This window comes from Janthinobacterium sp. 75, from assembly GCF_004365495.1.
Lineage (GTDB): Bacteria > Pseudomonadota > Gammaproteobacteria > Burkholderiales > Burkholderiaceae_D > Janthinobacterium.
This window is the reverse complement of the sequence record NZ_SORD01000001.1, coordinates 4,700,950-4,714,793: the sequence shown is the minus strand read 5'-3', so window position 1 is coordinate 4,714,793 and position 13,844 is coordinate 4,700,950. Positions and strand designations below refer to the sequence as shown.

Sequence of the window (13,844 nt, the reverse complement as noted above, 5' to 3'; positions counted from 1 at the left end):
TGCGTGGCAGCCAGCGTGCCTGGCAAGGCCGGGCACGGCGTCACGCTTTGACCTTGGAAAGATGTTTGCTTATGACTCTGCAGTTCCCCCTGCCGAATGTGCCCCCTGCGCCGCGCGCGCCCTCGATTCTGTTTCAGCCATTCGGCTCTCTGCTTACCCTGACCCTGTTCTGCCTGATTCCCGCAGCGTCCGCTGTGGCGGCCGCGCCTGCCAGCAACAGCGTCATGCTGGAAGAACTGACCAGCTCGGAGTTGCGCAGTCGTATCGACCACGGTGCCACGACAGTGCTGGTGCCGATTGGCGGCGTCGAGCAGAGCGGGCCGTATATCGCGCTGGGCAAGCACAATGTGCGCGCCGGGCTGCTGGCGCGCCAGATTGCGCAAAAGCTGGGCAATACCATCGTCGCACCCGTCGTTTCCTACGTGCCGGAAGGCGCGATTTCTCCGCCGGCCGGCCACATGCGCTTTGCCGGCACGATCTCGATACCGCCAGCCGCCTTCGAAGCCGTGCTGGAAGGTACGGCCGCCAGCCTGCGCCAGCATGGTTTTCGCGACATCATATTCCTCGGTGATCACGGTGGGTATCAGAAGAACGAGCAGAATGTGGCGAATAAACTCAACCGTGCCTGGGGGAAAGCTTCTGCTGCCAAAGATGCCCGTGCGTATGCCTTGCTCGACTACTATGACATTACGCAATCGCAATATATTGCCGATCTGCAAAAGCGCGGCTACAGCAGCGCCGAGATCGGCCTGCATGCGGGCTTGGCGGACGCGGCACTAATGCTGGCGACGGACCCGTCGCTGGTGCGCAGCGAAGCCATGGCCCACGGACCCAAGCCCGGCGTGGCGGACGGCGTGCGCGGCGACGCCACGCGCGCTACGGCTGAATTGGGCCAGATCGGCATCAAGCTGCAGGTGGACACCTCGGTGGCCGCCATCAAACAACTGCTACAACGTAACAAGTAAATTCTCCGCCGGAAGTGCTGAACTTCTGGCTTTTGCAACGAAAAGACGCGAAATAACATGAAAAAAACTCAACGACGCACTATCGTCACCTTGTCCGCCCTGGCTGCCGCGCTGGCAGGCCTGGGCATGGCCAGCCAGGTCATTGGCGCCAGCACGCCGGCCCCTGCCGCTGCGGCGCCGGCTGCCGCCTATTCTCCACTGCCGGGCATGCCGCCGCTGGTCGATCCGAAAAACGTGTATGGCAGCATTGCCAGCAGCAATATGAGTCCCGTCGTCAAGGATCACTTGCGCCGCGTCTACGTGCCCAACCTGCGCTCGAACGATGTTTACGTGATCGACCAGGACAGCCTGAAAGTGGTCGACAAGTTCAAGGTCGGCAGCGGTCCGCAGCACGTGGTGCCCTCGTGGGACTTGCGCACCCTGTGGGTGGCGAACAACGCCGAACGCACGGACAAGGGCAGTCTGACCCCGGTCGACCCTTTGAGCGGCAAGCCGGGCAAGGAAGTGCCCGTGGATGATCCCTACAATATGTACTTTACTCCGGATGGCAAGTCGGCCATCGTCGTGGCCGAAGCGCGCCACCGCCTCGATTTCCGCGATCCGAAGACCATGGCGGTGCAGTATTCGATCGACACGCCCCAGTGCGGCGGCATCAACCATGCGGATTTCTCGAATGACGGCCGCTACGCCATGTTCACCTGCGAGTTCGACGGCACCATCGCCAAGATCGACCTGGTGGGGCGCAAGGTCGACGGCTACCTGAAATTGCAGATGCCGGCCAAGCGCTTTGCCGAGTCCGGTCCCGTGGGTGGCCCTGCGAATGAAATCTGCAGCGTCAAGAAGGGCATGCCACAAGATATACGCATCTCGCCGGACGGCAAGAAATTCTATATCGCCGACATGGACGCCGACGGCGTGCACATCGTCGATGGCGCCACCCTGAAGGAAATCGGCTTCATCCAGACGGGTGTGGGCGCGCACGGTCTGTACCCTAGCCGCGATGGCAAGAAACTGTACGTGGCCAACCGCGGCACGCACCGCATCCACGGCAAACCGAAGGGCAAGGGCAGCGTCAGCGTGATCGATTTCGCCACCGAAAAAGTGGTGACGCAGTGGCCGATTCCCGGTGGCGGCAGCCCCGATATGGGCAATGTCAGCGCCGATGGCAAGTATCTGTGGCTGTCCGGCCGCTTCGACGATGTGGTGTATCGCATCGATACGAACAGCGGCGACGTGTCCAAGGTGAAAGTCGGCCAGGAACCGCATGGCCTGACCGTGTGGCCGCAGCCGGGCCGCTATTCGCTGGGCCATACGGGCAATCTGCGCTAGGCGAGGCAGCTGCACGGCCATCGTACCGGGGCGCCTGCGCGGGCATACTCCGCCCGCGCAGGAGTTGTTGTTTTGATTGCCTAAAAAGCAATATTGGCGCATACTGTGCTTCCTATCCCCTTACCTGCAAGGAGCGCCACCATGATTCTTGATCACATCGGTTTGAATGTCAGCGATGCACAGGCCAGCAAGGCCTTTTTTTCGGCCGCCCTGGCGCCCCTGGGCGTGTCGGTGGTGATGGAAGTGCAGGGCTGGGTCGGCCTGGGCAAGGACGGCAAGCCCGATTTCTGGTTCGGCGTGGGCGGTGCGCCGCATGCCGGCATGCATCTTGCCTTCGCGGCGGACAACCGTGCTCAGGTGGACGCGTTTTACAAGGCCGCGCTGGAAGCAGGCGGCAAGGATAACGGCGCCCCAGGCATCCGCGCCATCTATCACCCGAATTACTACGGCGCCTTCGTCCTGGGTCCGGACGGTCACAATGTCGAAGCCGTCTGCCACCATCCCGAACCCTGACACCGTTCATTACCAAAAGAGAGCAGCATGAAGCACAGCGCTACCCTGTTTGCCGACGATGCCGGCCGCTATGCCTACGTGAAAGCGGGTTTTTCCTGGCCGGCCCTGTTGCTGGGTTCGTTCTGGGCCGTGGCCAAGCGCCGCTGGTGGCTATTGCTGCTCATGCTGGCGATGGATGCATGCCTGTGGTTTGGCAGCCATTTGGCCACCGAACTGCGCATTGGTCCGATGATGCTGCTGATGGCCGCCGCGGAACTCAGTTACCTGCTGGCGCGTGGCTGGTATGGCAACCGCTGGCTGGAAGCCTCGCTGCGCAGCCATGGTTACAAGCCCGTCGTGCCGGCCACGGGCACTGTCCGTTGAGCGTGCCTGGCACAGAATTTCTTTCCCCTCACTGACGTTTTGCCAGGGTAAGCCGTCCAGCCGAAACTTTCTGCGCAGCTTAACGCACGTTTGATCCAGATCATCCCTCACCTGCGGTGCTCGCGTAGCCTTGGGACTCGCGTTGCAAAGCATCTTCCCACCAATCGGATATGTTTTTTCGCGTTTCGTGGCGTAGCCCGGTCGTCTGCTTCACCGTTCGACAGCCGGTGGTGTCGCCTTGTGTCTACCCAACCGCTATTGAATGAGGAATTTCATGTATCCATATTCCCGTAGTGTTACCCCTGCCGTCAAAAACCACCTGGAAGCGCAACTGGCTTTTTTCAATAGCCTGTCGAAGTCCTTGTTCCAGTCGGTGCAGCACTTCAATGACCTGAACATGCAGCTGGCGCAAGGCTTGCTGGAAGAAGCCACTGTCTCCAGCCAGAAGCTGCTGACGGTCGAGCGCGCTGAAGATGTGTTCCAGGTGGCTGCCGCTGTGGGCCAGCCAGCCGCCGAGCAACTGCGCAAGTACCAGGAACAGGTATCGCGCCTGGCAGCCGATACGCAGGTCGAACTGGCCAATGTGGCAGAGCGGCATGTGACTGAAGCGAGCCGCACTGCCAAGGCCCTGGCCGAAGAAGTGGCCCGCACGGCTTCGGAAGAAGCGCAGAAAAACGTGCGCAAGCAGCAGGAAGTCATGCAGCGCGTCGCCGAACCATTTCAGGCCAACCATCAAAACGGCGCCAACCGCGACCAGCAGCGCGGTGCGCACAACCGTGAGGGTCAAAGCCTGCAAAGCGCCAGCCAGCAAGGTAGTCAGCAGTCGGCCGGCAGCGAAAGCTCCGCCAGTGGCAGCGCATCGCAAGCGGGTTCGGCACAAAGCAAAACCAGCGGTGCAAGCCGTAAAGAGTAAGCGGGCTGCTGCTGTTAGCCGATGACAGCTGAATACGCATCGCGAGGGGCTAGCCTTGGGATGCGCTTAGCTGGCGCAGCATCGTGCGTCGTGGTCCGGGCAGAACGCCCGTTCTTCAGGGGGCGGGCGTTTTGTCGTGGGCGCGCGCGGCGCCAGCCTGCGTGACGGCGCTCTGCGCCTTTGCCGGACGTGGCAGCGTGGCGGGGATTTCCCGCCCGTCCGTGGCCGCGCCCATATTACGTGTCAGCGTGGTATCGACCTTGCTGTTGGCGTCGATAAAGGCGCTCACGGCGTCCAGCGTGGGGGCCAGCATGCGCAAGGGGCTGGCCAGCGAAGCGACCAGGGTGGTATGGCTGACCTTGTCGAAATACGTTTCCGTCACGGGCCTGGCCAGCGTTCGCAAGGCATTGGCAAGGCCCCCCGTGTTGCGCTGCGGATTGACCAGCTTGTCCTGCCCGGGCAGGGGGGCTATCAGCAGGGCGGGCGGGGCTTCGGCGGTTACGTGATGGATAGGCTGCGAAGAGGCGGGCGTGTCCGGGTAAAAGAAGACGGGCCGGGTGGTGGTGTTTTCAATCGGCAAGAAATCATAGGGACCGGCCAGGCCTATCCAGCCCCGCAAGTCGTGCGGGTGCATGCCGTGGCGTGCCAGCAGGCTGGCGTCGAGCGCCACCATCGCCGCATTGTAAGCGCCGGCGCTATGGCCCATGACGAACAGGCGGGCGGGGTCGCCGCCATGGCGGCTGGACTCCATCGCGGCCCAGGCCACGGCGCGGGCCGCATCTTGCAAGATCTCGGGGTAGTGCACCTCCGGATATAGCCGGTAGTCGGCGATCACGGCCATGTAGCCGCGCGCAGCGAGCGCGTGGCCAACGAAGGCATAGTCTGCGCGCTCGCCCGCCGTCCAGTTGCCGCCATAGAAGAACACCACCACGGGCACGGGTCCCGTGCGGATTTTTGGGACATACACATCGAGTTTTTGCCGTGGCAGGGGGCCGTAGGCCAGGCCCCGCGTCACTTGCGAGGCGCTGCCGGACGACAAGGCATTGATGGCGGTCAAGGGCGAGCAGGCAGCAAGGCCTGTGGCCAGCGGGATGGCCGCCAGCAAACCGAGCAATGTAGTGCGCAGGATCGTCATGCTGGCTCCTGATACTTGTGGGTGATGCTTGCAGTGTAGACCAGGCAGGGCAGGGCGCGCATGGGGAAGTTGCTGTCCGTCATAGATAAATGTTGCATGCGACAATCAATCCTGCAGCAGCCATTTGCGCGCCGTGGCGATGACGGCGTCCGACAAAGTGCGCGTGAGCGGCGTCTGGATATCCCAGGCATGCCAGGTCAGGGGCACGTCGAGTGCTTGCCCCGCCGCCACGTCGATGAGCCTGCCGGCGGCCAGCGCCGTTTCCGCCTGCAGCAAAGGCACCATGCCATAAGCATAGCCCGCTTCGATGAAACGCACGAAGTCGCGCGCCGAACCGAGCACATGGTGCGGATAGCGGCCCGTGTAGCCGAGGCGGTGCTGCAAATAGCGCTCGTGCAGGGCATCCTTGCTGCCAAACGTGATGGCGGGCGCCTGGCTGACGGCCTCCACTGTAAAACCATGGGGGAACCATTGCTGCGCAAATGCGGGCGACGCCACGCACAGGTAGCGCATGCCGCCCAGCGGCGTGGCCGTGGTGCCGGCCACCAGGTCGTTGGCGCTGGTGACGCAGGCAAACACGCGTCCTTCGCGCAGCTGGCTCAGGGTGTGGTCCTGGTCGTCGAGACGGATGTCGAGCAGGCAGGACGGTGGCGACAGCAGCGGCCCCAGCGCTTCCGGTATCCAGGTGGCGGCGCTGTCGGCGTTGACGGCGATGGCCAGCGCCGGCAATTGCGTGGTGGGGCCGGGCTGGGCGTCGAGCGCCGCCTCGAGCAGCTTGACTTGCCGGTAGTGGGCGATCAGGCGCTGGCCCGCTTCCGTGGGCAGGGGCGGGTGGCTGCGGATGATCAACAGGGTGCCTTCCAGGTTTTCCAGGGTGCGTATGCGCTGCGACACGGCTGGCTGGCTGATCGCCAGCGCCTGCGCGGCCTTTTCAAAGCTGCCCAGGCCGATTACGGCGTCGAGGGCGGCCAATCCACGGTAATCGACGACGCGCATAAGTTTCTCTTATATATGGTTAGAATCATTCATTATACTTATATTTACTTTTTCTTTACACTGTTGAAATAGGGTAACAACTCCACTCTCCCGCGCGGTCCTCCTGGTTCCGCTACACCCTCCACCTACCTCTGATGACTTTGCCGTTGCCGGCAGAGCGTGGGCGGCCGTGCGCGTGATGGAAAGCAATGCAAAGGAATCGATATGGACAGCGCAATTTTCTTGAAAGGCATGGGGCTCGGAGCGAGCCTGATCGTGGCCATCGGCACGCAAAACGCATTCTTGCTCAAGCAGGGGCTAAAGCGCCATTACGTGCTCACCTGCATCCTGGTGTGCTTGCTGTGCGACGCCATCCTGATCACGGCCGGCGTGGCTGGCATGGGCACGTTCATTGCCGATAACCCTAATTTCCTGCTGTGGGCCAAGGCCGGCGGCGCCACGTTCCTGATTGCGTATGGCTTGCGCGCTGCAAAGTCGGCCTGGCGTCCAACGGCCATGACGGTGTCGGCTGCCAAGGCGCCCGAAGGCTACTGGGCCGTGATCGGCGCTGCGCTGGCGTTCAGTCTGCTGAACCCGCACGCCTTCCTCGACACGGTCATCCTGCTCGGTTCCATCGGCGGCCAGCATGAAGGCGTAGGACGCTTCTACTTCGCCGGCGGCGCCATCATGGCTTCGGCCCTGTGGTTCTTCCTGCTGGGCTTTGGCGCCCGCTACCTGGCGCCCGTGTTTGCCAAGCCCATGGCGTGGCGCGTGCTCGACGGCATCATCGCCCTCGTGATGTGGGCTATCGCTGCCTCGCTGTTCTTGTAAGGCATCAACGCGTCAGGAAGGCCAGCACGCGGCTGGCCAGCTGGCCATACGGCGGCCACAGCAGTTTCAGCGCGCTGTAGCGGGCCTGGTAAAACACGGGCCGCAGCTTGCTGAAGGTGTGGAAACCTTCCACGCCATGGTAGTGGCCCATGCCGGACTCGCCCACGCCGCCGAAGGGCAAATCGTGCTGGCCCACGTGGTACAGGGCATCGTTGACGGACACGCCGCCCGACATCACCGTGTCGATCAGCAGTTGCACGGTATCTGCCTGATTGCTGAATGGATAGATGGCCAGCGGGCGCGGCCCCGCGTTGATGCTGTCGATCACCGTGTCTAGGGTCGCATAGCCGCGCAGCGGCAGGATGGGGCCGAAGATTTCGCGCGTCAGCAGCACGCTGTCCTCGGGCGCATCGAGCACGATGTGCGGCGCGATCTTGCGCGTGGCCCGGTCGTAGGCAGGCCCTGGCAGCAAGGGAATCACTTGTGCGCCCCGTTCCCGCGCTTCGTCCAGCGCCTGCAGCAGGCGCTCAAAGGCGGCCTCGTCGATGATGGAGGTGTAATCGGGCGTATCCAGCCGCGGGTAGCGCGTGGGCATGATCTGGCGCGCGTGTTCGACGAAGGCGGCGATGCTCGCTTCGGGCAGCCAGGCGTGGTCGACGCTGGTGCAGATTTGCCCCGCGTTCAGGTATTTGACAAACAGGATGCGCTCGGCGGCCGTGCGCAGGGGAAAGTCTGCGCAGACGATGGCCGGCGCCTTGCCGCCCAGTTCCAGGGTGACGGGGCACAGATTGCGCGCGGCTGCCGCCATGACGGCGCGGCCCGTCTGGCCGGACCCCGTAAACAGCAGGTGGTCGAACGGCAGTTGTGAAAAAGCCATGCCCACGCCGCCTGTCTCTTCAAAAAACTGCAATTTTTCAGGCGGGAAGTAGGCTGGCATCTTCTCGATCAGCAGCCGGGCCAGGTGGCGCGAGTTTTCGCTCATCTTGACCATGGCACGGTTGCCAGCGGCAAAGATGTAGGTCAGGGGAACCAGGCTCAGGTTCACAGGAAAATTCCACGGCACGATGACGCCCACCACGCCCAGCGGCTGGGGAAGCACGCGGTTGCGGGCGCCCAGGAAATTGCGCCAGTCCACGCCACGGCGCTGCGGTTTCATCCATTTTTTCAACTGTTTCAGGACATGGGCGATGCCGTCGATGGCGGGAAAGATCTCCGCCAGCAAGGTTTCGTGCCGGGAGCGGTTGCCATAGTCGGCGCTGATCGCCTCGCACAGCGCCTCTTTATGGTCCTGGATGAAGCGCTGCAATGTTTGCAAGTCGCGCTTGCGCTCGGCAAGCGTGGGCACGGGGCGGGCCAGGTAGGCTGCATGCTGCAAGGCCAGGGCGGCGGCGAGTTCTGCGTGAGCTGGCTTGCTGCTCAAATCCATGTTTTCTACGACATCGGGCATTGTTTTCCTTGGCTGGCCGGGCAATGTGCGCGCCGTTCCAGCGCACTATAGTGGAGTATTGGCAAATGCGCCGCCAGCGTGCCGACGGCGCTGCACGATACACCGTAAAATGTTCGGCAACTGTACGCTACCCATTCCAGGAATGCCATGACCTCGACCACGCCAGACTCCCTGCACATCGTGTGCCCCCATTGCGACGCCGTCAACCGCCTGCCGCCCGCCCGGCTCACCGAGCAGCCTAGCTGCGGAAAATGCCAGAAAGATTTATTTACAGGCCAGCCCGTGGACCTGACCAGCGCCCGTTTTCTCAAGCATATCGAGCGCAGCGACATTCCCGTGCTGGTGGATTTCTGGGCGCCCTGGTGCGGCCCGTGCCGCAGCATGGCGCCATTCTATGTGCAAGCCGCCAAGACACTGGAGCCGGCGTTCCGCGTCGTCAAGGTGAATACGGAAGCGTCGCCGGACCTGGGCGGCCGTTTCAATATTCGCAGCATTCCCACCCTGGCCCTGTTCTCGCGTGGCGTGGAAGTGGCGCGCCAGCCGGGCGCCATCGATGCGCAAGCCATCATCGCCTGGGCGAGGGATAAAGCCCGCTTTTGAGCCGCTAGGCAAACCATCATGGTTTTCCATTTGACATTTGGTATGGCGCCATATTATATTGCGCCATATGATAAAGCTCGAACAGAAATACACGGCCCTGCTGGGCGACGTGCAGCGCCGCGCCAGCGGTCTCGACATGACGCAGTCCACGGCGCGCCTGCGCCTGTGCTTTGAAGTGCTGGGCCTGGCATCGGCCATCGATGGCGATTGCGCCACGCGCCTGGGGCGACATGGCTTGTCAGAAGGCAAGTTCGTGCTGCTGTCCCTGCTGCGTGACGTGCCCGAAGGACTCTCGCCGCACGCACTGGCCGAGCAGGCTGGCGTGACGCGCGGCACCATCACGGGCTTGCTCGACGGCCTGGAGCGCGACGGTTTTCTGGCGCGCCACGCGGACCAGTTTGACCGGCGCAAGCTGCTGGTGCGCCTGAGCACCAAGGGGGAAGCTGCCGCCTCCACCCTGGTCGATGAGCACGCGCAATGGATCGCCAGTCTGTTTGCCGATTTCTCGGCCGAGGAAATGCAATTGTTGAGTTCGCTGTTGGAAAAAGCCTGGCGCAAGACGGATAAAGGTGAAATGCAGGGTGAAATGCAGGGTGCATCATGAGCCGCGGCGTCGCCGATGTGACTGCGGAGCGCCTGGCCCTGCTGAACGGGGGAAGCGTGGCCAGCGCCACCCTGACGGAAGGGCTGGCCATCGATTTTGCCCAGCTGCTGGCTGCTGCCGTACCCGCTATCGGCGCCATCCGCCTGGACCGGATGCGCGCGCAGGCCGCTGAGGGCATCACCAGGCGCATGGCCTTGGCGGCGCAATTGCTGCTGGAGGCCAACGTTGACCTGGCGAAATTGCAAGGCCATACCTCCGACACGGTGCGGGGCTGGGCCTGCTTTGCCATCGCCGCCCAGGCGCAATGGTCCTTGCCGCAACAACTGGCGGCCATGCGGCCGCTGGCCGACGATGGGCACTTCGGCGTGCGTGAATGGGCCTGGCTGGCGCTGCGGCCCCATCTGGCGGCGAGTCTTGATGACGCGATTGGCCAGTTGGCGCCCTGGACGGCGGACCCGTCGGAAAGAGTGCGCCGTTTTGCCTGCGAAGCGCTGCGCCCGCGCGGCGTGTGGTGCGCGCACATCGCCCAGTTAAAGGAACAGCCGCAGCGGGCCTTGCCCCTGTTGCAGCCCTTGCGCGCCGACCCGGCCGTCTACGTGCAGGATTCCGTGGCCAACTGGCTCAACGATGCGGCCAAGAGCCAGCCGGAATGGGTACGCAGCCTGTGCGCGCAATGGTTGCAGGAAAGTCCCGACGCCGCCACGCAACGCATCTGCAAGCGGGCCCAGCGCTCGCTGGCTTGACAATTGATTACCCAAGGAGAAAGCATGCATTATTTGTTAGAGCTGTACAGCCCGAAACCGGCCTGGCTGGTCCTCGATGGCGCCGCGCGCCAGGCGTATTTCGACACGGTGGGCGCCGGCATGGCGGCCTTGTCCGGCACTGGCGCCGAAGCGCTCGCCATGGGCGCCATCGACGGCGGCAAGCTGCATGCCGCTGCCCAGCAATTTTATGCCGTCTGGCGCTTCCCGGACGAGGCGGCGCTGGACGCTTTGCTGGCGGGCATCGCCGCCACGGGCTGGCATGATTATTTCGACACCGTCAATGCGGCTGGCCCGGCCGTGGATTTTCCTGGCCACCTGGCGCAGCTGGCCGCCTAAGCGTCCGACGTTTTTCTTGCCGCTGCGGTAAAGTTGGCATTTCCATCCGACCATCGACGTTGATGCCAACCAAACTGCTCTGCCTTCTGCTTCTTGCGCTGGCGCCCATGCTAACCTCGGCAGCCCCTGCTGCCACCCCGCAAGCCCTCGTCGCCGCTGCCCGCAGCCAGGTGGGCGTGACCCTGCAGTACGACCCGCGCTACGAACGTCTCGCCTATCCGGGCGGCGACGTGCCGCTCGAGCGGGGCGTATGCACGGATGTGATCGTGCGCGCCTACCGCAAGCTGGGCCAGGATCTGCAGGTGCTGGTGCATGAGGACATGCGCAAGGCCTGGCCGGTGTACCAGCAGCAGGGGCGCTGGCAGATGAAGGGGCCGGACCGCAATATTGACCACCGCCGCGTGCCGAACCTGGGCACGTTCTTTACGCGCCACGGCACCAGCCTGCGTCCAGCCAAGGAAGCGAACGCTTACCGCGCGGGCGACATCGTCACATGGCGCCTGCCGCGCAACCTCACGCATATTGGCATCGTCAGCGACAAGCAGTCATGGAGTGGCGTGCCGCTCATCATCCACAACATCGGCGAGGGCGCGCGCGAGGAAAATATCTTGTTCAGTTATCCCATCACGGGGCATTATCGTTGGCAACCCGGCTTGCAAGTCCGCTGAGGGGCAGCGGCGCCATCTCTTGCAGGATCGCCAGCACCTTGGCCAGCGCCGTGTCGATATCGAGCCTGTCGATGGCGCCATAGCCGAGGAACAGGCCTTCATGGCGGGCGGGGCCATCGTAAAAGCCGGATAGCGCGTACAAGCTGATGTCGGCCAGGCGCGCGCGGCGCAGCAATTCGGCGATATCGAGCGGCGCCTGCGCCAGCGCCGCCACATGGAAGCCGGCGCTGGCTGGCACCAGGCGGAACCATGGCGACAACGGACCGTTGAACCAGTGCTGCAGCCGTTCGCGCCGCCCTGCATAAATGTCGTGGCAGCGGCGTATGTGGCGCAGCAAATGGCCGTCCAGGATGAACTTGGCCAGCGCATGCTGGCCCAGGCTGGCAGTATGGCAGTCGCTCAGGTACTTCACTGTCCGCATGGCAGCCACGATGGCTTGCGGCAGCACCACATAGCCCAGGCGCAATTCCGGCAGCATGATCTTGGAAAAGCTGCCTACATGCGCGACGACGCCGTAGCGGTCCATGCTTTGCAGGGAATCCTCGGGCCGGCCTTCATAGCGGAAGGCGCTGTCGTAATCGTCCTCGATGATGATGGCACCCAACTGCCGGGCACGCTCCAGCAAGGCATGGCGGCGCGCCATGCTCATCGGCATGCCGAGTGGAAATTGATGCGCGGGTGTGACATAGATCAAGCGCGTGCCGTCCGGGACTTGCGCGACGATGAGGCCATCCTCGTCCACGTCGACGCCCACCACGCGTGCGCCCTGGCTGGCGAACACGGTGCGCGCCACGGGGTAGCCGGGTTCTTCCACGACTACCGTGTCGCCCGCCTCCAGCAGGGTTTGCGCCAGCAGCTGCAAAGCCTGCTGCGCGCCGCTGGTGACGAGTACCTGTTCCTCGGTGCAATGGATGCCGCGGCTGAAGGCGGCATGGCCGGCAATCGCCGTGCGCAAGGCGGGCAAGCCTTCCACTGGACCGTAGCGGCCGCGCGCTTGTCCATCCTGGCGCAGCGCGTGCAGCATGCAGGCGCGCCATTCATCTTGCGGGAAGTGCGCGGGCGTGGCGCGCCCGCCGATGAAGGCGTAGCGGGCGGGCGTTTCCTGGCTGGCGCGGCGCAAGGGCGTGGGCGTCGCTTCCCAGTGGGCGATGCGCTGCGCGCTGGCCAGCGGCGTGCTGGCGTGGCGGCGCTGCGGCGAGGCACGCGGCGTCTGCACGAAGCTGCCCACGCCCACTTTTCCTATGAGCAGCTTCTCATAGCCCAGCTTTTCATACACGTCGGACACCGTCTTGCGGGACAGTCCCAGCTGGCTTGCCAGCAGGCGCGAAGGCGGCAATTGCTGGCCGTCGGCCAGGCGGCCCGAGCGGATGGCTTCGCTGAGCTGGCGATACAGCTGGCCGCCCAGGTCGCGCGTGCCGTCGATCAGGATATGTAATTCCATGGGGTATCTGTGGGTGGTCTGCCGTTTTTCGGCAGGATTGGCCTGCCGCGCGCTGTTGGTGCGCTTCTACAATGGCGCATCTTTCATTATCAAGGAATGCATCATGACACAGCAACGACTCGATTTTACACAAGCTTCGCCAGACGCCGTCAAGGCCATGTACGCGCTGGAAGCGGCGATTGCCAAGCTGGGCGTGGAACACTCGCTGGTCGAGCTGATCCGCCTGCGCGCCTCGCAAATCAATGGCTGCGCCTTTTGTGTGGACATGCACACGAGCGACGCGCGCAAGGCGGGCGAAACGGAGCGCCGCCTGTATGCCGTGTCCGTCTGGCGCGAAACGCCGTTCTTCACGCCGCGCGAGCGTGCCGTGCTGGCCTGGACGGAAGCGCTGACCTTGCTGCCGCAGAATCATGCGTCGGACGAAGACTATGCGGCGCTGGCGGAGCAATTGACGCCGGCGGAAATGGTCAACGTCACCCTGGTCATCGGCGCCATCAATACCTGGAACCGCCTGGCCGTGGGTTTCCGCAAGATGCCCGAATAACTCTGTGTTCGTTCGCGAACAGACGCCTGGCATGTCTTTGCGTAGTCTGGCAAGATGATTGATCAGCCAGGGAGCAGCCATGCAGGTACATATCGGAGAAGGCGTCGAGAAGACGCCGGGGCAGCAGGAAGTAGCACCGGAAGAGGCGCGCCGTGAATTCATTACTGAACTATGGCGGCGCTTTGAAACTTTGCAGGAATGGGCCGTCAGCCACTGGCCGGACCAGCAACATCCTTTGAGTTCCGCCGACTTCGTCGAATCGCGCAAGGAAATCTTGAGTTTGCGTTCGCCGGTCGGGCCGTTGAACCAGCCATCGCAGCAAAATGAAGCGGAACCGGAGCAGGGCGGGGTGCAGTACCTGGATGTGACGCCTGCGCCCTGGCCGTAGGTTGGATTAGGACCGAAGGGCCGTAATC

17 protein-coding genes are annotated in these 13,844 nt (G+C 63.4%); 13 read left to right on the top strand and 4 right to left on the bottom strand.

Annotation, left to right across the window (positions count from 1 at the left end; all coding sequences use genetic code 11):
• The first annotated feature begins 71 nt into the window (after positions 1 to 71).
• The 5 genes from C8C89_RS21460 to C8C89_RS21440 all read left to right on the top strand — a co-directional run bounded on the left by C8C89_RS21460 (position 72) and on the right by C8C89_RS21440 (position 4,083).
• The gene (locus C8C89_RS21460; protein WP_133993592.1) at positions 72 to 965 is read left to right on the top strand and encodes a creatininase family protein; all 894 of its coding nucleotides are present in this window, start codon (positions 72 to 74) and stop codon (positions 963 to 965) included.
• Between the two features lie 57 nt (positions 966 to 1,022).
• On the top strand, positions 1,023 to 2,294 hold the full coding sequence (locus C8C89_RS21455) for a YncE family protein (RefSeq protein WP_101480633.1): 1,272 nt from the start codon (positions 1,023 to 1,025) through the stop codon (positions 2,292 to 2,294).
• A gap of 141 nt (positions 2,295 to 2,435) precedes the next feature.
• Positions 2,436 to 2,807: a VOC family protein gene (locus tag C8C89_RS21450; protein WP_101480634.1), complete on the top strand. Its 372-nt coding sequence runs from the start codon at positions 2,436 to 2,438 to the stop codon at positions 2,805 to 2,807.
• Between the two features lie 27 nt (positions 2,808 to 2,834).
• A complete protein-coding gene (locus C8C89_RS21445) occupies positions 2,835 to 3,170 on the top strand; it encodes a hypothetical protein (RefSeq protein ID WP_133992435.1) in 336 nt (111 codons plus the stop codon).
• Between the two features lie 274 nt (positions 3,171 to 3,444).
• Positions 3,445 to 4,083, top strand: a complete 639-nt coding sequence (locus C8C89_RS21440) for a phasin family protein (protein ID WP_133992433.1) — start codon at positions 3,445 to 3,447, stop codon at positions 4,081 to 4,083.
• A 115-nt stretch (positions 4,084 to 4,198) separates the two neighbouring features.
• Here the strand turns inward: C8C89_RS21440 and C8C89_RS21435 are convergent, their stop codons facing one another.
• Positions 4,199 to 5,218, bottom strand: a complete 1,020-nt coding sequence (locus C8C89_RS21435) for an alpha/beta hydrolase (protein WP_133992431.1) — start codon at positions 5,216 to 5,218, stop codon at positions 4,199 to 4,201.
• Positions 5,219 to 5,323: 105 nt separating this feature from the next.
• Complete coding sequence (locus tag C8C89_RS21430) at positions 5,324 to 6,214, bottom strand: LysR family transcriptional regulator ArgP (RefSeq protein ID WP_133992429.1); 891 nt, start codon at positions 6,212 to 6,214, stop codon at positions 5,324 to 5,326.
• A gap of 204 nt (positions 6,215 to 6,418) precedes the next feature.
• On the opposite strand from C8C89_RS21430, the gene C8C89_RS21425 reads away from it, so the two are divergent.
• A complete protein-coding gene (locus C8C89_RS21425; protein WP_070312363.1) occupies positions 6,419 to 7,024 on the top strand; it encodes a LysE/ArgO family amino acid transporter in 606 nt (201 codons plus the stop codon).
• A 4-nt stretch (positions 7,025 to 7,028) separates the two neighbouring features.
• Here C8C89_RS21425 and C8C89_RS21420 read toward each other — a convergent pair whose 3' ends face one another.
• Positions 7,029 to 8,471 carry a coniferyl aldehyde dehydrogenase gene (locus tag C8C89_RS21420; RefSeq protein WP_208327747.1) on the bottom strand — a complete coding sequence of 481 codons (1,443 nt, stop codon included), beginning with the start codon at positions 8,469 to 8,471 and terminating at the stop codon, positions 7,029 to 7,031.
• Between the two features lie 147 nt (positions 8,472 to 8,618).
• Here C8C89_RS21420 and trxC point away from each other — a divergent pair, with 147 nt between their 5' ends.
• The 5 genes from trxC (at position 8,619) to C8C89_RS21395 (ending at position 11,443) form a co-directional block, all read left to right on the top strand.
• Positions 8,619 to 9,071 (top strand): thioredoxin TrxC, encoded by a 453-nt coding sequence (gene trxC, locus C8C89_RS21415; RefSeq protein ID WP_133992427.1) that lies wholly within the window; start codon positions 8,619 to 8,621, stop codon positions 9,069 to 9,071.
• A 67-nt stretch (positions 9,072 to 9,138) separates the two neighbouring features.
• The gene (locus C8C89_RS21410; protein WP_133992425.1) at positions 9,139 to 9,675 is read left to right on the top strand and encodes a MarR family transcriptional regulator; all 537 of its coding nucleotides are present in this window, start codon (positions 9,139 to 9,141) and stop codon (positions 9,673 to 9,675) included.
• Positions 9,672 to 10,418 carry a HEAT repeat domain-containing protein gene (locus tag C8C89_RS21405; protein WP_133992423.1) on the top strand — a complete coding sequence of 249 codons (747 nt, stop codon included), beginning with the start codon at positions 9,672 to 9,674 and terminating at the stop codon, positions 10,416 to 10,418. The genes C8C89_RS21410 and C8C89_RS21405 overlap by 4 nt, the downstream gene beginning before the upstream one ends.
• 24 nt (positions 10,419 to 10,442) lie before the next feature.
• The gene (locus C8C89_RS21400; protein ID WP_101480641.1) at positions 10,443 to 10,775 is read left to right on the top strand and encodes a DUF6616 family protein; all 333 of its coding nucleotides are present in this window, start codon (positions 10,443 to 10,445) and stop codon (positions 10,773 to 10,775) included.
• Between the two features lie 107 nt (positions 10,776 to 10,882).
• Complete coding sequence (locus C8C89_RS21395) at positions 10,883 to 11,443, top strand: DUF1287 domain-containing protein (protein ID WP_208327746.1); 561 nt, start codon at positions 10,883 to 10,885, stop codon at positions 11,441 to 11,443.
• Here C8C89_RS21395 and C8C89_RS21390 read toward each other — a convergent pair.
• Complete coding sequence (locus C8C89_RS21390) at positions 11,400 to 12,884, bottom strand: PLP-dependent aminotransferase family protein (protein ID WP_133992419.1); 1,485 nt, start codon at positions 12,882 to 12,884, stop codon at positions 11,400 to 11,402. The two genes, C8C89_RS21395 and C8C89_RS21390, sit on opposite strands and share 44 nt — an antisense overlap.
• Before the next feature lie 103 nt (positions 12,885 to 12,987).
• On the opposite strand from C8C89_RS21390, the gene C8C89_RS21385 reads away from it, so the two are divergent.
• Together C8C89_RS21385 and C8C89_RS21380 are read left to right on the top strand one after the other, a co-directional pair.
• Positions 12,988 to 13,428, top strand: a complete 441-nt coding sequence (locus C8C89_RS21385; RefSeq protein WP_133992417.1) for a carboxymuconolactone decarboxylase family protein — start codon at positions 12,988 to 12,990, stop codon at positions 13,426 to 13,428.
• Between the two features lie 79 nt (positions 13,429 to 13,507).
• Positions 13,508 to 13,816 (top strand): hypothetical protein, encoded by a 309-nt coding sequence (locus tag C8C89_RS21380; protein ID WP_133992415.1) that lies wholly within the window; start codon positions 13,508 to 13,510, stop codon positions 13,814 to 13,816.
• Positions 13,817 to 13,844 lie beyond the last annotated feature (28 nt).